This is a genomic window from Aeromonas allosaccharophila (genome assembly GCF_016026615.1).
Taxonomy (GTDB): domain Bacteria; phylum Pseudomonadota; class Gammaproteobacteria; order Enterobacterales; family Aeromonadaceae; genus Aeromonas; species Aeromonas allosaccharophila.
This window is the reverse complement of the sequence record NZ_CP065745.1, coordinates 3,158,467-3,174,103: the sequence shown is the minus strand read 5'-3', so window position 1 is coordinate 3,174,103 and position 15,637 is coordinate 3,158,467. Positions and strand designations below refer to the sequence as shown.

The following is a 15,637-nucleotide window of genomic DNA, read 5'->3' as shown; positions in this document are numbered from 1 at the left end:
TGCGGTCGCCTGTCGGTCTATTTGAGCAGGGCTTCCATCTCCGCCTCTGCCTTGGCGCGTGCCTTGGCCTCCGCCGCTCTGGCGGCATCGGCGACACTCTCTCCGGCCGTATGGGCGGCGGCACTGACGGCCTGCTGGGCAGGTGCGGCCACAGCCTTGGTGGCCTCTTGCGTCACGGTGGCGGCAGCACTGCTGACCGCCTGTTTGGCGGGAGTGGCAACAGCCTTGGTGGCTTCCTGTGTCACGGTCGCGCTGCTGACGGCTTGTTTGGCCGGAGCGGTAACGGCCTTGGTGGCTTCCTGTGTCACGGTCGCGGTAGCACTGCTGACAGCTTGTTTGGCAGGTGCAGCCATAGCCTTGGTGGCTTCTTGCGTCACGGTCGCGGCGGCGCTGCTGACGGCTTGTTTGGCTGGAGCCACAACGGCCTTGGTAGCTTCTTGCGTCGCGGTCGCAGCGGCGCTGCTGACCGCCTGTTTGGCAGGAGCGGTAACGGCCTTGGTGGCTTCCTGCGTCACGGTAGCGGTAGCACTGCTGACCGCCTGTTTGGCTGGTGCGGCTACAGCCTTGGTGGCCTCTTGCGTCACGGTCGCTGTAGCGCTGCTGACGGCCTGTTTGGCAGGTGCGGCAACGGCCTTGGTGGCCTCTTGCGTCACTGCTGCTGCGGCGCTGCTGACGGTCTGTTTGGCAGGTGCGGCAACGGCCTTGGTGGCCTCTTGCGTCACGGTGGCGGCGGTGCTGCTAACCGCCTGCTTAGCGGCTGCGCCGCTGATAGCCTGACTGGCACTGTTGGTCAGCGAGCCGGTGACGCCGCGGGTCACTGTGCCCAGAGCGCTGCCTAGGGAGAAGGGGGAGGCGTCACTCTGACTGGTTGCCGCGCCGGTCAGGGCATTGGCCGTTGGGGTGAGCTGGCTGGTGGGGGTCTGCCAGCCCTGCATGGCGGTTGGCCATGTCGGTGCCGTGCCCGCCAGATTTTCGCCGAAGGTCAGGGTGGTGCCATCTCCTTTTTGCAGCAATACCGACATCTGGTTGGTTTGCGAGTTCCACACCATCCCCGCCTGCTTGGCGATATCCGGCACCGGCGCATACTCGGAGACCACATAGAAAAGCGGCCCCTCCTGCTGTAACTTGTCGGCAGTCTTGAGCAACTGCATGGTGCTGTCGTAGTTGGGACCAAGGATGGCGGTCATCCGATCCTTGATCAGGGGTTGTTCGAACAGATTGACCTCGTTCGGGTCAAAGCCGACCAGCGGCTTGAGCAGGGCCCACATCAGCTGGCTGGTGGGGCTCATCATCAGCAATGGGGCAACGCAGGCGGACAACATCAGGCTCAGGCAGGCCGCCTGAAGCAACGGCATGATACGCATTGGGATAATATCCAAATAACGATTTGATAAATAAGGTTATATTTTGTCAGGACGTGACAAATTCACCGGAAGTTTGCGGGTGGCAGCGAGAGACTGCCCGCAGGCGCTGGCAGGCTACCATATTGGTTCCACAATGCCAGCAGGCAGTATGATTGTCAGTCAAGTAAACCCCAGCGCTGGTCGATTCTTCGAGAGTGCCCCGCATCGAAACAGGATCCCTCTCATGAAAAATTTACTGCTCTGCCTGCTGGCCTCCATCTGGCTCATCCCCGCTCTGGCTGCGTCCAAAACCACAGTAGTGGGCGAGTCTGCCAGCCCCGAGCTGGTGTTGCCACTGGGCTCGTTGCCCGAGCGGGTCTGCTGGTTTGCCGATCAGAAGTATTCCGAAGGGGCCCGCATTCTGCAGGGAGATATCTGGCTGGAGTGCGGCCCGCTCAACGATCTCGAGAGCAATGGCCCGCTGGCCTGGCGCTCTCCTGCGGTGGTGTTGCCTGCCACTCGTGGGGCGAAAGATCAGAAGACGATTTCCGTGGGTCAGTGAGGCTTTTCTTGATCCAGCTAAAGACATGGACGTGATCCCTGTCGCATAATGCAGCTCCTTTCTTCTCTTGGCTGGAACCTAAGAAATGGCTCGTCGCTCTTCCAATGCACAACGTCGTCGCAGTAGCTGGTGGTACAAACGCTTGTTGGCAAGGGAGCGGGAAGAGCGTGAAGCGCGTTCCGTAAGGGATTGATACTGCATTGAAAAACGGAGCCTCGGGCTCCGTTTTGTATTTATCACCAGCTCGGCGGTACTCTTCCAATGCACAGCCTGGTTGCTGTAACGGGTGGTTCAAACCCTTGTTGGCAAGGGAGCGGGAAGAACATGAAGCACGTTCCGTCCGGGATTGATACAGCATTGAAAAGATGGAGCCTCGGGCTCCGTTTTTGCGTTTATTACTGTTAGCAGAATAACAACGGGGGCCATCAGGCCCCCGTTTTGCGTTTGCAGATGTTGCCTGCTTGCGACTTAGCGCTGCAGGGCGGCCAGTGCCAGTTCGACCCGCTTGGCGTACTCGGGGTCGGCCTGCTCGAAGTGCTTGAGCTGGGCCTGGACGATGGCGTCATCCTCCACATTGATAAGGGAGCGGGCCAGGTTGGCGGCGAGCCGTGAACGCTGCCCCTCGTCCATGATCCGGAACAGGTTGCCCGGCTGGCTGTAGTAGTCGCTGTCGTAGTCACGAAAATCGTAGTGCAGGGCGGCCCCTTCCAGACTCAGCGCCGGTTCGTGCTGTTCGCTCGGCTGCTGGGTACCGAAGCGGTTCGGCTGGTAGTTGGGGCTGGCGCCGCCATTGCTGTCTGCCCGCATGGCACCGTCACGATGGGCACCGTGATGGAACGGGCAGCGCGGGGCGTTGACCGGCAGCAGACCGTGGTTGACGCCAAGGCGATAGCGCTGGGTGTCACCGTAGGAGAAGAGTCGCCCTTGCAACATGCGATCCGGCGAGAAGCCGATACCGGGGACCACGTTGGCCGGGGTAAAGGCGGCCTGCTCCACATGGGCGAAGTAGTTGTCCGGGTTCTGGTTGAGCTCCAGCACGCCCACCGGGATCAGCGGGTAGTCACTGTGCGGCCACACCTTGGTGAGGTCGAACGGGTGGATGTTGTAAGTCTGGGCTTCGGCCTCCGGCATCACCTGCACATAGACCTTCCAGCGCGGGAAGTCGCCCCGCTCGATGGCATTGAACAGATCCGCCTGACTGGTCTCCCGATCCTTCCCGACGGCGGTGGCGGCCTCTTCATCGGTGTAGAAGCTGTGGCCCTGCTCGGTCTTGAAGTGGAACTTGACCCAGAAGCGCTCGTTGGCATCGTTGATAAAGCTGAAGGTGTGGCTGCCGTAGCCGTTCATCTCCCGCAGGCTCTTGGGGATGCCGCGATCGCTGAACAGTATGGTGACCTGATGCAGGGATTCCGGATGGCGTGACCAGAAGTCCCAGGCGGCGGTGGCGCTGCGCAGGTTGGTGCGCGGATCCCGCTTCTGGGTGTGGATGAAGTCAGGGAATTTCAGCGGATCGCGGATGAAAAAGACCGGGGTGTTGTTGCCCACCAGATCCCAGTTGCCCTGCTCGGTATAGAACTTGAGAGCGAAGCCGCGCACATCGCGTTCGGCATCGGCGGCGCCCTTCTCACCGGCCACGGTGGAGAAGCGCAGGAAGACCGGGGTCTGCTTGCCGATGGCGCTGAACAGATCGGCCTTGCTGAACGCTCTGATGTCGTGGGTCACGGTAAAGGTGCCGTAGGCGCCCGAGCCCTTAGCGTGAACCACCCGCTCGGGAATGCGCTCGCGGTCGAAGTGGGCGAGTTTCTCCATCAACCAGATATCTTGCATCAGGATGGGGCCGCGCGGGCCAGCGGTGAGGCTGTTGTTGTTGTCGACGACGGGGGCGCCGTTGGCGCTGTGCAGGGTCTTGTCAGTCATGGCTTCTCTCCTTGTTGATATGGGGTCAGCCTACGGATCTGCGCCGTGCTCGGCCAATGGGCCTTTCCTCGCCCTTTGATAGGCAAGACAAATGGGTGCGGGTAGGGGATGTGTAACCGCGCCGGATGTTGCATGATGGTGGCTTCGAGAAGGAGCCTCATATGCAGATTACTATCCGTCATGCCGAACCCGCTGATGCCCCCGCCTTGCGGGATCTCTACGCCATGCCCAATGCCCAGGCGGGCACGTTGCACCTGCCCACACCTCCCCTTAGCCAGTGGCAAAAGCGGCTGGAGAATGGTGATGTGGTCGCCTTGGTGGCGGAGAGCGATGGGGGGCTGGTGGGCCAGATTTCATTGCATGTGGAGCCCAATCCGAGACGCAAGCATGTGGCCGGTATTGGCATGGGGGTACGGGATGACTGGGCTGGCAAGGGGGTTGGCTCTGCCCTGATGGCTGCGGCGCTGGATCTGGCCGATAACTGGCTCAACCTGCACCGGATTGAGCTGACGGTTTTCGTCGATAACGAAGCGGCGTTGGCGCTCTATCGCAAGTTCGGTTTCACTCAGGAGGGGCTGGCCCGCGACTATGCCTTCCGCCAGGGGCGCTATGTGGATGTGTTCTATATGGCCAGAGTCGCGGGGGGCGCCAGTCGCTAACGGCATGGTCGATTATCAGGCCAGATTGCGCCCGGTGATCCGGGCGCTGGAGCAGAATCCCGAGCTCTGCCTCCGCGAAGCGGCCAGTCTTGCTTCTCTCTCCAGCTATCACTTTCATCGGGTCTTTACCGCCGTCACTGGCGAGACGCCGGCCGAGATGCAGCGTCGCCTGCGGCTGGAGCGGGCGGCCCGCTCCCTCTGCTACAGCCGGGATCCGGTGACCGAGATTGCCTTCTCGGCCGGTTTCGCCAGCTCGCAGGCCTTTGCCAAGGCGTTTCGCAAGCAGTTTGCCATGACGCCGGGGACGCTGCGCCAGCAACCCTCACTGCTGCAATTGAGCAAGAATGGACACGCCGTTGCCCGTGAGGCTGGTTATGCTGAAAGCCGTTCCGATGAAAGGAGGCTACCGATGAAAACCGAACAGATGGCGCCGCGCACGCTGGCCTATATCCGGGTGACCGGCCCTTACGGCACTGGCTACGAGCCGGTGTGTGACCAGCTCTACCAGTGGTCGGCCGAGCAGGGGCTGGCCGAGGGGGAGTGGATCTTTATCTACCACGACAACCCCGAGATCACCGCACCCCAGCAGTGCCGCACCGATATCTGCGTCACCGTTCCGGCGGGTACCAAAGGCGGCGGTAATGTGGAGATCCAACAACTGGCGGGCGGTCGTTATGGCCAGTCACGTTTCACCGTGACCGATCCGGCCCAATATCCCGCGCTCTGGCAGCAGCATATCGGGGAGGTGGTGGCGGCCGGTTTCGAATTTGATGATCGACCCTGTTTCGAGCTCTATCACAGCTTCGATCCGGTGACCAAGGTGGCCGATGTGAGCTTCTGCTCCAGCCTCAAGGGGTAGGGCGCAAGAAGATGGAAGGGGCGGTGCAGCACGTCGCGCAGATGCAAAAGAGCCGGACAGTGTCCGGCTCTTTTGCATCTGGCGGTTGGGTGGCGTTTAGCGCTGGAACCCCTTCTGGGCGAACTTGGGTCTGGCGTTCATGATCTGCTCCACCTGTTCGTCGCTCATCTTGCCACGCGACAGCCCCAGCACCTTGTAGGTGAGCAGCGGTCGGGCGGGCAGGGCGATCATCAGGGCGCGGATCTGGTTCTCGTCATCCTTCTCCCGGGTCGGCTTGCCGTAGGCATAGGTGAGGACGCCAGCATCCATCAGGTTTTTGACGGCGGGCTCGGTGATCGGCAAGTTTATGACGCTTTTACGCTGCAGCACGAACTCGCGCAACACCGCTTTTTCGTTGAAGTCGAGGAAGCCGATCATCTGGGCCAGCTGGTCCTGCTGACGGCGTGCCTGCCACTCTTCGCACGCCCACTCCCAGGCGATCAGGAAGCCCTGACTGCAGAAGTAGGAGATGGCGATCAGCATGCCGACCCCCAGCCAGGCCGCATGATCCGCAGCCCACTGGCTGACGGCCCCTTTCATCAGCCCGGCCGGAAACAGCAGAATGATGCTGCAGCAGAGCAACAACCAGACCATCAGCCAGTTGAGGCGGTTCAGTTGATAGAAATGTTGGATCCACCGTTTCATTGTTCATCCTTCCCAAACTGTTGTGGATAGTGAACTACCTACAGCAATCGGTGTGCCAACAGCGCAATGGCGGCGAGGAGGGGGCGCTGGCGAGGTTACATTCCCTTACAACTTATTGAATGAGTTGTCATTAATTTGCCTTGTGAGGCGGCGGTCGAGTTGGTAAAACGTCCCCTCAGTCATTGGGGAGTAGCAACCCGCTCGCATTCCGGGCCGGGCCCATGTCAACACTCTTGGATCCTCGCATCCATGGCATGGGCGGCGATAGGCACTATCGCTCTGCAAGACCTTTGGCCTCGATATGCACGCCAGCCGGGCGAGCCATGTCGGGTCCATCGGTTATTCTGCTCGCCTGGCGGTATCTATTATGTTGATTACCCTGCTGTTATTTCTCGTCTCTGCGGTCACCATCTACCTTGCCTGTGAATACTTCGTCAACGGCATCGAGTGGACCGGCCACCACTTCAAACTATCCCAAAGCGCCACCGGTTCGCTGCTGGCGGCACTGGGTACGGCGCTGCCCGAGTGCATCGTGACCCTCACCGCCCTGCTGATGGGCAACACGACCGCCCAGCAAGAGATCGGCATCGGTGCCGCCCTCGGCGGGCCGCTGGTACTGGCCACCATCGGCTATGCAGCGGTCGGTCTCACCCTGCTGCTTTGCATGGGGCGTACCGAACGGGCCATCGATGGCGAGGTGCAACGGGAGATTGGCCGGGATCAGCGCTGGTTTATGGGGATCTTTCTGGTGGCAACCGCGCTGGGTCTGGTCGCTTTTACCGGCAAGAGCTGGCTGGCCCCGCTCTTTGTGCTGGTCTACCTCGTCTATGTAAGGCGCGAGTTGAAACAGAGTGACAGCCACGAGGTCGAGTTGCCGGAGCCCCTCAAGCTGGCCCCCGATGCGGGGATCCCGCCCCTTGGCAAGGTGCTGCTGCAGACGCTGGCTGCGCTGGTGGTGGTTGCGCTGGCGGCGCAGCTGTTCGTCCATCAGCTGGAGAGCATGGGCGAACTGTTTGGCCTCTCGCCGGTGCTGGCGGCCCTGCTGCTGAGCCCGGTGGCGACCGAGATGCCGGAGCTGATGAACGTGCTGATCTGGGTGCGACAGGGCAAGAACAGGCTGGCGCTGGCCAATATCTCCGGGGCCATGATGATTCAGGGCACTATTCCCAAGGCGTTCTGTCTGCTGTTTACCCCCTGGCTGCTGGATGGCGCCATGATGGCCTCCTCGCTGGTGACGCTGCTGGCGGTCGGTTTGCTCTGGTGGGGGTTCCGAAAGGGGGCGATGACTGCCGGACGGCTGGCGCTGGTCAGCCTGCTCTATCTCGGTTTCTGCGGCTGGCTGTTGGTGAGCTGAAACGGGAATCGCGGATATGAAAAAGCCCCCTTGGGTCAGGGGGCTTTGCTGTAGCGGTTGGTCGCGGCGCTCTTACAGGGCGGCGATCTCGGCCTGCTGGGCTTCCAGCTTGGTCAGCTGGAGACGGTAATCTTCCAGCTTCTCGCGCTCTTTGGCGATCACCGCTTCCGGCGCCTTGGCAACGAAAGCTTCGTTGCCGAGTTTGCCTTCGATGCGACCACACTCACCCACCAGACGGGCAACCTCTTTGGCCAGACGGGCCAGCTCGGCGTCCTTGTCGATGAGACCAGCCATCGGGATCATCAGCTCGGTAGCGCCGATCAGCTTCTTCACTGACAGGGGAGCCACTTCACCGTCTGCCAGTACGCGGATAGATTCCAGACGGGCCAGGGACTTGAGGAAGGCCTCGTTGTCACCGGCGCGCTGGCTATCCTTGGCATCGCACTTGAGCAGCACGTTCAGGGCCACGCTCGGGGCTACGTTCATCTCGGCGCGGATGTTGCGGATGCCGACGATAAACTCCTTCACCCACTCCTGATCCGCCATCGCGGCTTCGTCCACCTTGGCGGCGTCGAACTCCGGGAAGGCCTGGATCATGATGGTGTCGGCGTGCACGCCAGCCAGCGGCGCGACCGATTTCCAGATGGTCTCGGTGATGAACGGGATGATCGGGTGCGCCAGACGCAGCAGGGTTTCCAGCACGCTGACGAGCGTGTGGCGGGCAGCGCGCTGCTCGGCCTCGGAACCCTTGCCCAGTACCGGCTTGGTCAGCTCCAGATACCAGTCACAGAACTGGTTCCAGATAAACTCGTACAGCACGCCCGCGGCGATATCGAAGCGATAGGTATCGAGGGCGGTGCGGAAGTCACGAATGGCCACTTGCAGCTGGGACTGGATCCAGCGATCCGCCAGACTGAACTGCATCTCGCCGCCGTTGAAGCCACAATCCTGATCTTCGGTGTTCATCAGCACATAGCGGGAGGCGTTCCACAACTTGTTGCAGAAGTTGTTGTAGCCATCCAGGCGCTTCATGTCCCAGTTGATGTCACGACCGGTAGAGGCCAGCGCTGCCAGCGTGAAGCGCAGGGCGTCGGTACCGTGTGCCTCGATCCCTTCCGGGAACTGCTTGGCGGTACGCTTGCCGATCTTCTCGGCCATCTGCGGCTGCATCATGTTGCCGGTGCGCTTCTCCAGCAGGTCTTCCAAGGAGATACCGTCGATCATGTCGAGCGGATCCAGCACGTTGCCCTTGGACTTGGACATCTTCTGGCCTTCTTCGTCACGGATAAGGCCAGTGATGTAGACGGTCTTGAACGGGACTTGCGGCTGGCCGTTTTCGTCCTTGATGAAGTGCATGGTCATCATGATCATCCGGGCAATCCAGAAGAAGATGATGTCGAAGCCGCTCATCAGCACGTCGGTCGGGTGGAAGGTCTTGAGTGCTTCGGTGTTGTTCGGCCAGCCCAGGGTGGAGAAGGTCCACAGGGCGGAGCTGAACCAGGTGTCGAGTACGTCTTCGTCCTGACGCAGGGTGGTCACGGACGGGATGCTGTGCTTGGCACGCACTTCCGCCTCGTCACGGCCCACGTAGACATTGCCGGCGTCGTCATACCATGCCGGGATGCGGTGACCCCACCACAGCTGACGGGAGACGCACCAGTCCTGAATGTCGCGCATCCAGGAGAAGTACATGTTTTCGTACTGTTTCGGCACGAACTGGATGCGACCATCTTCCACCGCTTCGATGGCGGTCTTGGCCATCGGTGCGACGCGCACGTACCACTGGTCGGTCAGCATCGGCTCGATGGGCACGCCACCGCGATCGCCGTAAGGCTGTTGCAGCACGTGATCCTTGATCTCGTCCAGCAGACCCAGCTCTTCCAGCTTGGCCAGAATCGCCTTACGGGCGGCGAAGCGCTCCAGACCGGCGAACTCGGCCGGCAGGGCGGCGTCGTAGGCGGTGCAGGGGTTGCCGTTGGTGTCGACCACTTCGGCCTCGGCACGCACATGGGCGTCCAGGGTGAAGATGTTGATCATCGGCAGGCTGTGGCGCTTGCCCACTTCGTTATCGTTGAAGTCGTGGGCCGGGGTGATCTTCACGCAACCGGTGCCCTTCTCCATGTCGGCGTGTTCATCGGCGACGATGGGGATCAGACGGTTCACCAGCGGCAGCAGGATGTGCTGGCCGATCAGCGCCTTGTAGCGCGGGTCTTCCGGGTTCACAGCCACGGCGGTATCGCCCAGCATGGTCTCCGGACGGGTGGTGGCGACGATCAGGTAATCCTTGCCTTCGGCAGTCTTGGCGCCGTTGGCCAGCGGATAGCGCAGGTGCCACATGTGGCCCTTGATCTCGCGGTTTTCCACTTCCAGATCGGAGATGGCGGTGTTGAGTTTCGGATCCCAGTTCACCAGACGCTTGCCGCGGTACATCAGGCCATCTTCGTAGAGACGGACGAACACTTCCTGCACGGCGGCGGAGAGACCCTCATCCATGGTGAAGCGCTCGCGCTCCCAATCCACGGAGTCGCCCAGACGGCGCATCTGGCGGGTGATGGTGCCACCGGACTCTTCCTTCCACTGCCAAATCTTGTCGATGAAGGCATCACGGCCGTAATCGTGGCGAGTCTTGCCCTCTTCTGCGGCGATCTTGCGCTCAACCACCATCTGGGTGGCGATACCGGCGTGGTCGGTACCTGCCTGCCACAGGGTGTTCTTGCCCTGCATGCGGTTGTAGCGGATCAGGGTATCCATCAGGGTTTGCTGGAAGGCGTGACCCATGTGCAGGCTGCCGGTGACGTTCGGCGGCGGGATCATGATGCAGAAGGAGTCTTTGCTGGTGTCGCCGTGGGGCTTGAAGTAACCCTGGGCTTCCCAGTGCTGATAGAGCGCCTGTTCGATGGCGTTGTGATTAAAAGTCTTTTCCATGGTCTCGCCGTAATCTGGATGGATGGAGTCTGGTGTTGATTCTTTATGGATCAATTGGTTGCAGTCAGGGCTGCGCCGGATCCGGTGCGGCAAGGACGGGCTGATCCCTCATTTCGAGGGTATGGCCTGCCTGGCGATAGTGCTTGTAGCGCTCGCGGGCTTGCTGCTTTTGTGTTTCATCAGTGGGGACAAAATCTACCACTTGAGCGAAGTGTCCTGCAAACAAAGGTGTCGCAGTGGCCAGATTGATGAGGCGGGCGTAGCGCCGTTTCGGCGGCTGAAAGCCGATCTCCACAGGGGCCATGCCGCTTTCGCCTTGCAGCTGGTGCGGCACGAAGCGCTCCGGCGGCAGTTGCCACAGCAGTTCGTCGAGGCGCAGGGCCTGCGCCTCATCGTCGCACAACAGGTAGATATGGCCCGCGCCCCACGACTCGGCCGCAAGGGTACAGGCCAGTCGCTCGACCGCAGAGGCCTGCGCGTCATCCTGTTCGCTCATCAGGTAAAAGGTCACTTGGCTCATCAGGTTGATCCCGTTTTGCGGTGACGGACTGTTGACCGCCTCATGAGGCTTGCGGGATGTTTCTCCGCTCGCAACTCACTGATTCAAGAATGAAACAAGGAAGAGGCTGGCCTCTTCCTTGTGGTACTGGGCAACTCCCGGGCTTCCGATACATTCATCGAAAGGGGCAGGGAAGTTACTCCTTCTCTTCGATATCCACGCCAGCCCGGTTCAGCAGGAACTGGGTCAGCAGGGGCACCGGACGACCGGTAGAGCCTTTATCCTTGCCACTCTTCCAGGCAGTCCCGGCGATATCCAGGTGGGCCCAGTTGTACTTCTTGGTGAAGCGTGACAGGAAGGCGGCCGCGGTGATGGTACCGGCCGGACGACCGCCGATGTTGGCCATGTCGGCAAACGGGCTGTCGATCTGCTCCTGATACTCGTCAAACAGCGGCAGACGCCAGGCGCGATCACCCGCCTGTTCGGAGGCGTTGAGCAGCTCGTGGGCCAGCGGGTTGTGGTTGGCCAGCAGACCCGAGGTGTGGTGACCCAGCGCGATGACGCAGGCACCGGTCAGGGTCGCCACGTCGATGACGGTTTCCGGATCGAAGCGGTCCACATAGGTCAGCGCATCACACAGCACCAGACGACCTTCCGCATCGGTGTTGAGCACTTCGATGGTCTGGCCTGACATGGAGGTGAGAATGTCACCCGGGCGATAGGCGTTGCCACCCGGCATGTTCTCGCAGCCTGCCAGTACACCGATGACGTTGATCGGCAGTTGCAGCTGGGCCAGCGCATGCATGGTACCGAGCACGGAGGCGGCGCCACCCATGTCGTACTTCATCTCGTCCATGCCGTCGGCCGGCTTGATGGAGATGCCGCCGGAGTCAAAGGTCAGACCCTTGCCGACCAGCACGATGGGCTTGGCATCCGGATGACCCTTGTATTCGATGATGGCCATCATGGCTTCGTTGTCGGAGCCGCGGGCCACCGCCAGATAGGAGTTCATGCCGAGTTCGGCCATCTCCTGCTCGCCCACCACCTTGGTGGTGATGTTGTCGAAGGCATCGGCCAGACGACGGGCCTGGGAGGCGAGATAGGCCGGGTTGCAGACGTTGGGCGGCATGTTCGCCACGTCGCGACAGACCCGCACACCCTTGGCCACGGCCAGACCATGAGCGATGGCTTTTTCACCAATGGTCAGTTCCCGACGCGTCGGCACGTTGAACACCAGCTTGCGCAGCGGGCGACGTGGTTCGGCCTTGTTGGTCTTGAACTGATCAAAGCTGTAGAGGCCCGCCTTGGTGGTTTCTACCGCCTGGCGTACCTTCCAATAGGTATCCCGACCCTTGACGTGCAGCTCGGTGAGGAAGCAGACAGCTTCCATGGAGCCGGTTTCGTTCAGGGTGGTGATGGTCTTGTTGATGATCTGCTTGTACTGGCGTTCGTCGAGTTCCCGCTCCTTGCCGCATCCGACCAGCAGTACGCGCTCGCTGAGCACGCCCGGTACTTGATGCAGCAGCAGCATCTGGCCTGGTTTCCCTTCCAGGTCGCCACGGCGCAGCAGCGAACTGATATAGCCATCGCTGATCTTGTCCAGTTGTTCGGCAACCGGAGAGAGGCGACGAGGCTCAAATACGCCGACTACGACGCAGGCGCTACGTTGCTTCTCTGGACTGCCACTCTTTACACTGAACTCCATGGAATCTCCTACATCCTAAAGACAAAAGGCACCTTTTATTGAATAATGCGGTGCTTGTTGGGGTATCAGAGGCGGAGCGAACAGCCACAGGCTCCGCAGTTCAAACTGGTAAAAATCCAATATACGGCCCTATTTTTCAGGCATTCGACTAAAAACACAAGTTTACTTGGGAATGACTGTGATCGTTTTCCGATATTTGTTCAGGGAAACCCTGAAAACCCAGCTGGCAGTGTTATTCGTGTTGCTGCTTATCTTTGTCAGCCAACAATTTATCAAGATCATCGGTGATGCCGCCGATGGCGAGGTGCCGACACGTCTGGTCTCCACCCTGCTGCTGCTCAACTTGCCCAATATGGCGCTGTTGATGCTGCCTATCAGTCTCTTTTTAGCCATTTTGTTTGCCCATGGTCGCCTCTACGCCGAAAGCGAGATGACGGTGATGCATGCGGTCGGTTTCAGTCACCGTTTCGTGATGCGCAGCGCCATGTTGCTGGCCTTGCTGACTGCTGCCGTCGCGGCGTTCAACACCGGCTGGATCGCCCCGCAAGCCAAGGAGCGCGAGTATCAGGTGATCGACGAGTTCAAGGCGGATCCGGGTATCTCCTTCCTGCAGGCAGGCCGCTTTATGGAGCTCGACAAGGGACGTCTGGTTGCCTATATCCAGGATTTGAACGACAACGGCTCAAAACTGCAAAAGATCTTCGTGCTGCAGCGGGCGGAGGGGAACAATCCTCCCTCGGTGGTGGTGGCGACCGAAGGGGTGGTGACGGTCGATGAAAAAGGCCTGCAGTGGCTGACCCTGATGGATGGCTCCCGCTACGAGGGGAACTTCTCCGGCAAGCAGTTCCAGATCTCCGATTTTCGCGAATATGGTCTGGTGATCCGCCAGCAGGAGATGGAGCGTTCCAACCGCAAGGCGGCGGCCAAGCCGACCATGGAACTGTTCGGTACCCAGGACAACGCCATGATGGCGGAATTGCAGTGGCGCATCTCGCTGCCCCTCTCCATTCCGGTGCTCACCCTGCTGGTGGTACCGCTGGCGCGGGTCAATCCCCGTCAGGGGCGCTACGCCAAGCTGTTGCCGGCCATCATGCTCTATCTCTCCTACTTCCTGCTGCTCAGTGCCGCCCGTTCGGCCATTGACAGCGGTCGGCTGCCCTACTGGCCGGGGATGTTCCTGGTGCCGCTCGGTTACCTGCTGTTTATCGGCTTGCCCCTCAATGTGCAGGGCACCAGCTGGTGGAACGGGGTAAAGAGCAAATATTTCATAAACAAATCAAAATGATGAAGCCACATAGGAACTACCGCTGATGTTTGGCATTCTCGACAGATATGACAATCGGGTCATTTTGATGCCGACCCGGTGTATCGCTCTTCAGGAAAAAAGCAGCATGAAGCTGCAAGATAGGAGTCTCGGCTGATGTTCGGCATTCTCGATAGATATATCGGTCGGGTCATTTTCATGTCGATCCTGCTGTGTGAAATCACGCTGGTTGGTCTGGCGGGGCTCATCAAGTATGTGGAGCAGCTCAAGTCGGTCGGTGACGGCAACTATGACATGATCAACGCCCTCTACTATGTGCTGCTCTCCATGCCCAAGGAGGCGGTGCTGTTCTTCCCGCTGGCCGCGCTGCTGGGTGGCCTGATTGGTCTGGGTCAACTGGCGACCAGCTCCGAGCTGGTGGTGATGCAGGCGGCGGGTCGCTCCAAGATCAGTATCGTGATGGCGGCGCTCAAGACGGCGATCCCGCTGATGATCCTGGTGGGGCTGATGGGGGAATATGTGGCCCCCATCGCCAAGCGGATGGCAGATGACATCAAGGCGGGTGCGCTGTCCGAAGGTCGTCTGACCGTTTCCGCCTACGGGGTGTGGGCTCGCGATGGCAACAACTTCGTCAATATCAACGGGGTGCGCAACGATGGCGCGCTGACCGGCATCACCCTCTATCGCTTCACCCCCGAGCGCAAGCTGATCGATGTGGTGCAGGCACAGGAGGGAGTGTTTGAGCGCCACCACTGGCTGCTCAAGCAGACCCAGGTTACCCGCTTCGACGACCCGGCGCAGATCCGCAGTGAACAGCACGACAAGATGGAGTGGAGCTCGGAGCTGACGCCCAAGCAGCTGGGGGTGGTGAGTATCGATCCCGAGAACCTGTCGGTCTCCGGTCTGCTCGACTACATTGGTTACCTGGATGCCAACAAGCAGGATGCCGGTCGCTACAAGCTGGAGATGTGGCGCAAGCTGCTGTCACCGCTCTCGGTGGTGGCGATGATCCTGCTGGCCTCCTCCTTCATCTTCGGCCCGCTGCGCTCGGTGAGCATGGGGGCGCGGATGCTGATGGGGATCATGACCGGTTTCGCCGTCTACGTGAGTGATCGGGTGTTTGGCCCCATCAGTCTGGTCTATGCGGTACCGCCCATTCTGGCGGCCGTCGCGCCCAGTCTGCTGTTTGGCGGTATCTCCTTCTACATCCTCAGTCGCAAGCAGTAATCCGCACGAGGTTATGAGGAAATGCAAAGAGGGCACCTGTTGGTGCCCTCTTTCGTTGCTGCATTAAATCGATATTACTTGTTCAGCAGCTCCAGATTTTCCTGTTTGCTCAGCACAATAACTTCGCACTCGGCCCAGATATCCTGGAATGCCCGCGGGCGCTGGCGGTTGAACAGGCACATCAGGTTGCCCAGTCCAAAGGCGGCAGTGGCGAGACGGATCAGCGCCTGGGTAACGCGGATATGGCTGCCATCCTCGTTCTGAATGCGCAGCCGCCAGGCGCGCATGCCGACGGTCTGGCCTGCACGGGTCCAGAACCAAGTGTAGAAACCGCAGATGACAAAGGCGAGCCAGAGGGTGTAGATCAGGCTCAGGTGGTGGCGGGTCAGCAACCAGACGGTATCTTCACCCGCCGGTACGCTTGCCATACCGGTGACCAGCAACAGCTTGGCGACACCCATGCCGATAAAGCCGGCGATGATCAGCAGCGAGGTCACGACCAGCGCATCATAGATCAGGGCGCCGAGGCGACGCAGCAGACCCGCTGACGGGTATGGTTGAGTGGCAGGAGAGGGGGATTTTTGTTGGACTTTTTTAGGCTTGGCCATCGTTTTTATTCCATTAAGATGATGGCGGCAT

General features: G+C 60.4%; 13 protein-coding genes and 1 riboswitch. Of the genes, 6 read left to right on the top strand and 7 right to left on the bottom strand.

All coding sequences use genetic code 11. The annotated features are described in order from the left end of the window. Positions 1-17: 17 nt before the first annotated feature. Complete coding sequence (locus I6G90_RS14445) at positions 18-1,364, bottom strand: hypothetical protein (protein ID WP_197928062.1); 1,347 nt, start codon at positions 1,362-1,364, stop codon at positions 18-20. A gap of 223 nt (positions 1,365-1,587) precedes the next feature. Here I6G90_RS14445 and I6G90_RS14440 point away from each other — a divergent pair, with 223 nt between their 5' ends. Then, complete coding sequence (locus I6G90_RS14440; RefSeq protein WP_197928060.1) at positions 1,588-1,905, top strand: DUF1496 domain-containing protein; 318 nt, start codon at positions 1,588-1,590, stop codon at positions 1,903-1,905. A 468-nt stretch (positions 1,906-2,373) separates the two neighbouring features. Here I6G90_RS14440 and I6G90_RS14435 read toward each other — a convergent pair whose 3' ends face one another. Continuing rightward, positions 2,374-3,822, bottom strand: coding sequence for a catalase (locus tag I6G90_RS14435; protein WP_197928058.1), 1,449 nt, complete (start codon positions 3,820-3,822; stop codon positions 2,374-2,376). Positions 3,823-3,983: 161 nt separating this feature from the next. Here I6G90_RS14435 and I6G90_RS14430 point away from each other — a divergent pair, with 161 nt between their 5' ends. Beyond that, entirely contained in the window at positions 3,984-4,481 is a 498-nt protein-coding gene (locus I6G90_RS14430; RefSeq protein ID WP_197928056.1) for a GNAT family N-acetyltransferase, read from the top strand. A gap of 4 nt (positions 4,482-4,485) precedes the next feature. Continuing rightward, positions 4,486-5,340, top strand: a complete 855-nt coding sequence (locus tag I6G90_RS14425; protein WP_197931205.1) for an AraC family transcriptional regulator — start codon at positions 4,486-4,488, stop codon at positions 5,338-5,340. 96 nt (positions 5,341-5,436) lie between these two features. On the opposite strand, the gene I6G90_RS14420 is transcribed toward I6G90_RS14425, so the two are convergent. Continuing rightward, complete coding sequence (locus tag I6G90_RS14420) at positions 5,437-6,024, bottom strand: superinfection exclusion B family protein (protein WP_005336432.1); 588 nt, start codon at positions 6,022-6,024, stop codon at positions 5,437-5,439. 172 nt (positions 6,025-6,196) lie between these two features. Next, a riboswitch (yybP-ykoY riboswitch) is annotated at positions 6,197-6,304 on the top strand. A gap of 87 nt (positions 6,305-6,391) precedes the next feature. On the opposite strand from I6G90_RS14420, the gene I6G90_RS14415 reads away from it, so the two are divergent. Continuing rightward, positions 6,392-7,378 (top strand): sodium:calcium antiporter, encoded by a 987-nt coding sequence (locus I6G90_RS14415; protein ID WP_197928054.1) that lies wholly within the window; start codon positions 6,392-6,394, stop codon positions 7,376-7,378. 72 nt (positions 7,379-7,450) lie between these two features. Here the strand turns inward: I6G90_RS14415 and I6G90_RS14410 are convergent, their stop codons facing one another. The 3 genes from I6G90_RS14410 to pepA all read right to left on the bottom strand — a co-directional run bounded on the left by I6G90_RS14410 (position 7,451) and on the right by pepA (position 12,507). After that, the gene (locus I6G90_RS14410) at positions 7,451-10,303 is read right to left on the bottom strand and encodes a valine--tRNA ligase (RefSeq protein WP_182938423.1); all 2,853 of its coding nucleotides are present in this window, start codon (positions 10,301-10,303) and stop codon (positions 7,451-7,453) included. A 64-nt stretch (positions 10,304-10,367) separates the two neighbouring features. After that, positions 10,368-10,823, bottom strand: a complete 456-nt coding sequence (locus I6G90_RS14405) for a DNA polymerase III subunit chi (protein WP_075113329.1) — start codon at positions 10,821-10,823, stop codon at positions 10,368-10,370. A gap of 175 nt (positions 10,824-10,998) precedes the next feature. Then, positions 10,999-12,507, bottom strand: coding sequence for a leucyl aminopeptidase (gene pepA / locus I6G90_RS14400; protein WP_033138248.1), 1,509 nt, complete (start codon positions 12,505-12,507; stop codon positions 10,999-11,001). A 172-nt stretch (positions 12,508-12,679) separates the two neighbouring features. On the opposite strand from pepA, the gene lptF reads away from it, so the two are divergent. Together lptF and lptG are read left to right on the top strand one after the other, a co-directional pair. After that, a complete protein-coding gene (lptF, locus tag I6G90_RS14395) occupies positions 12,680-13,792 on the top strand; it encodes an LPS export ABC transporter permease LptF (protein WP_162518073.1) in 1,113 nt (370 codons plus the stop codon). Between the two features lie 135 nt (positions 13,793-13,927). After that, positions 13,928-14,998 (top strand): LPS export ABC transporter permease LptG, encoded by a 1,071-nt coding sequence (gene lptG, locus I6G90_RS14390; RefSeq protein WP_042061597.1) that lies wholly within the window; start codon positions 13,928-13,930, stop codon positions 14,996-14,998. Between the two features lie 74 nt (positions 14,999-15,072). Here the strand turns inward: lptG and I6G90_RS14385 are convergent, their stop codons facing one another. Further along, the gene (locus I6G90_RS14385) at positions 15,073-15,606 is read right to left on the bottom strand and encodes an RDD family protein (protein WP_005336420.1); all 534 of its coding nucleotides are present in this window, start codon (positions 15,604-15,606) and stop codon (positions 15,073-15,075) included. Positions 15,607-15,637: the final 31 nt, after the last annotated feature.

Coding starts and splice junctions, on each gene's coding strand:
- lptF (WP_162518073.1), top strand. CDS start 12,680: ATGACTGTGATCGTTTTCCGATATTTGTTCAGGGAAACCCTGAAAACC.
- I6G90_RS14440 (WP_197928060.1), top strand. CDS start 1,588: ATGAAAAATTTACTGCTCTGCCTGCTGGCCTCCATCTGGCTCATCCCC.
- I6G90_RS14415 (WP_197928054.1), top strand. CDS start 6,392: ATGTTGATTACCCTGCTGTTATTTCTCGTCTCTGCGGTCACCATCTAC.
- lptG (WP_042061597.1), top strand. CDS start 13,928: ATGTTCGGCATTCTCGATAGATATATCGGTCGGGTCATTTTCATGTCG.
- I6G90_RS14405 (WP_075113329.1), bottom strand. CDS start 10,823: ATGAGCCAAGTGACCTTTTACCTGATGAGCGAACAGGATGACGCGCAG.
- I6G90_RS14430 (WP_197928056.1), top strand. CDS start 3,984: ATGCAGATTACTATCCGTCATGCCGAACCCGCTGATGCCCCCGCCTTG.
- I6G90_RS14420 (WP_005336432.1), bottom strand. CDS start 6,024: ATGAAACGGTGGATCCAACATTTCTATCAACTGAACCGCCTCAACTGG.
- I6G90_RS14410 (WP_182938423.1), bottom strand. CDS start 10,303: ATGGAAAAGACTTTTAATCACAACGCCATCGAACAGGCGCTCTATCAG.
- I6G90_RS14385 (WP_005336420.1), bottom strand. CDS start 15,606: ATGGCCAAGCCTAAAAAAGTCCAACAAAAATCCCCCTCTCCTGCCACT.
- pepA (WP_033138248.1), bottom strand. CDS start 12,507: ATGGAGTTCAGTGTAAAGAGTGGCAGTCCAGAGAAGCAACGTAGCGCC.
- I6G90_RS14425 (WP_197931205.1), top strand. CDS start 4,486: ATGGTCGATTATCAGGCCAGATTGCGCCCGGTGATCCGGGCGCTGGAG.
- I6G90_RS14435 (WP_197928058.1), bottom strand. CDS start 3,822: ATGACTGACAAGACCCTGCACAGCGCCAACGGCGCCCCCGTCGTCGAC.
- I6G90_RS14445 (WP_197928062.1), bottom strand. CDS start 1,364: ATGCGTATCATGCCGTTGCTTCAGGCGGCCTGCCTGAGCCTGATGTTG.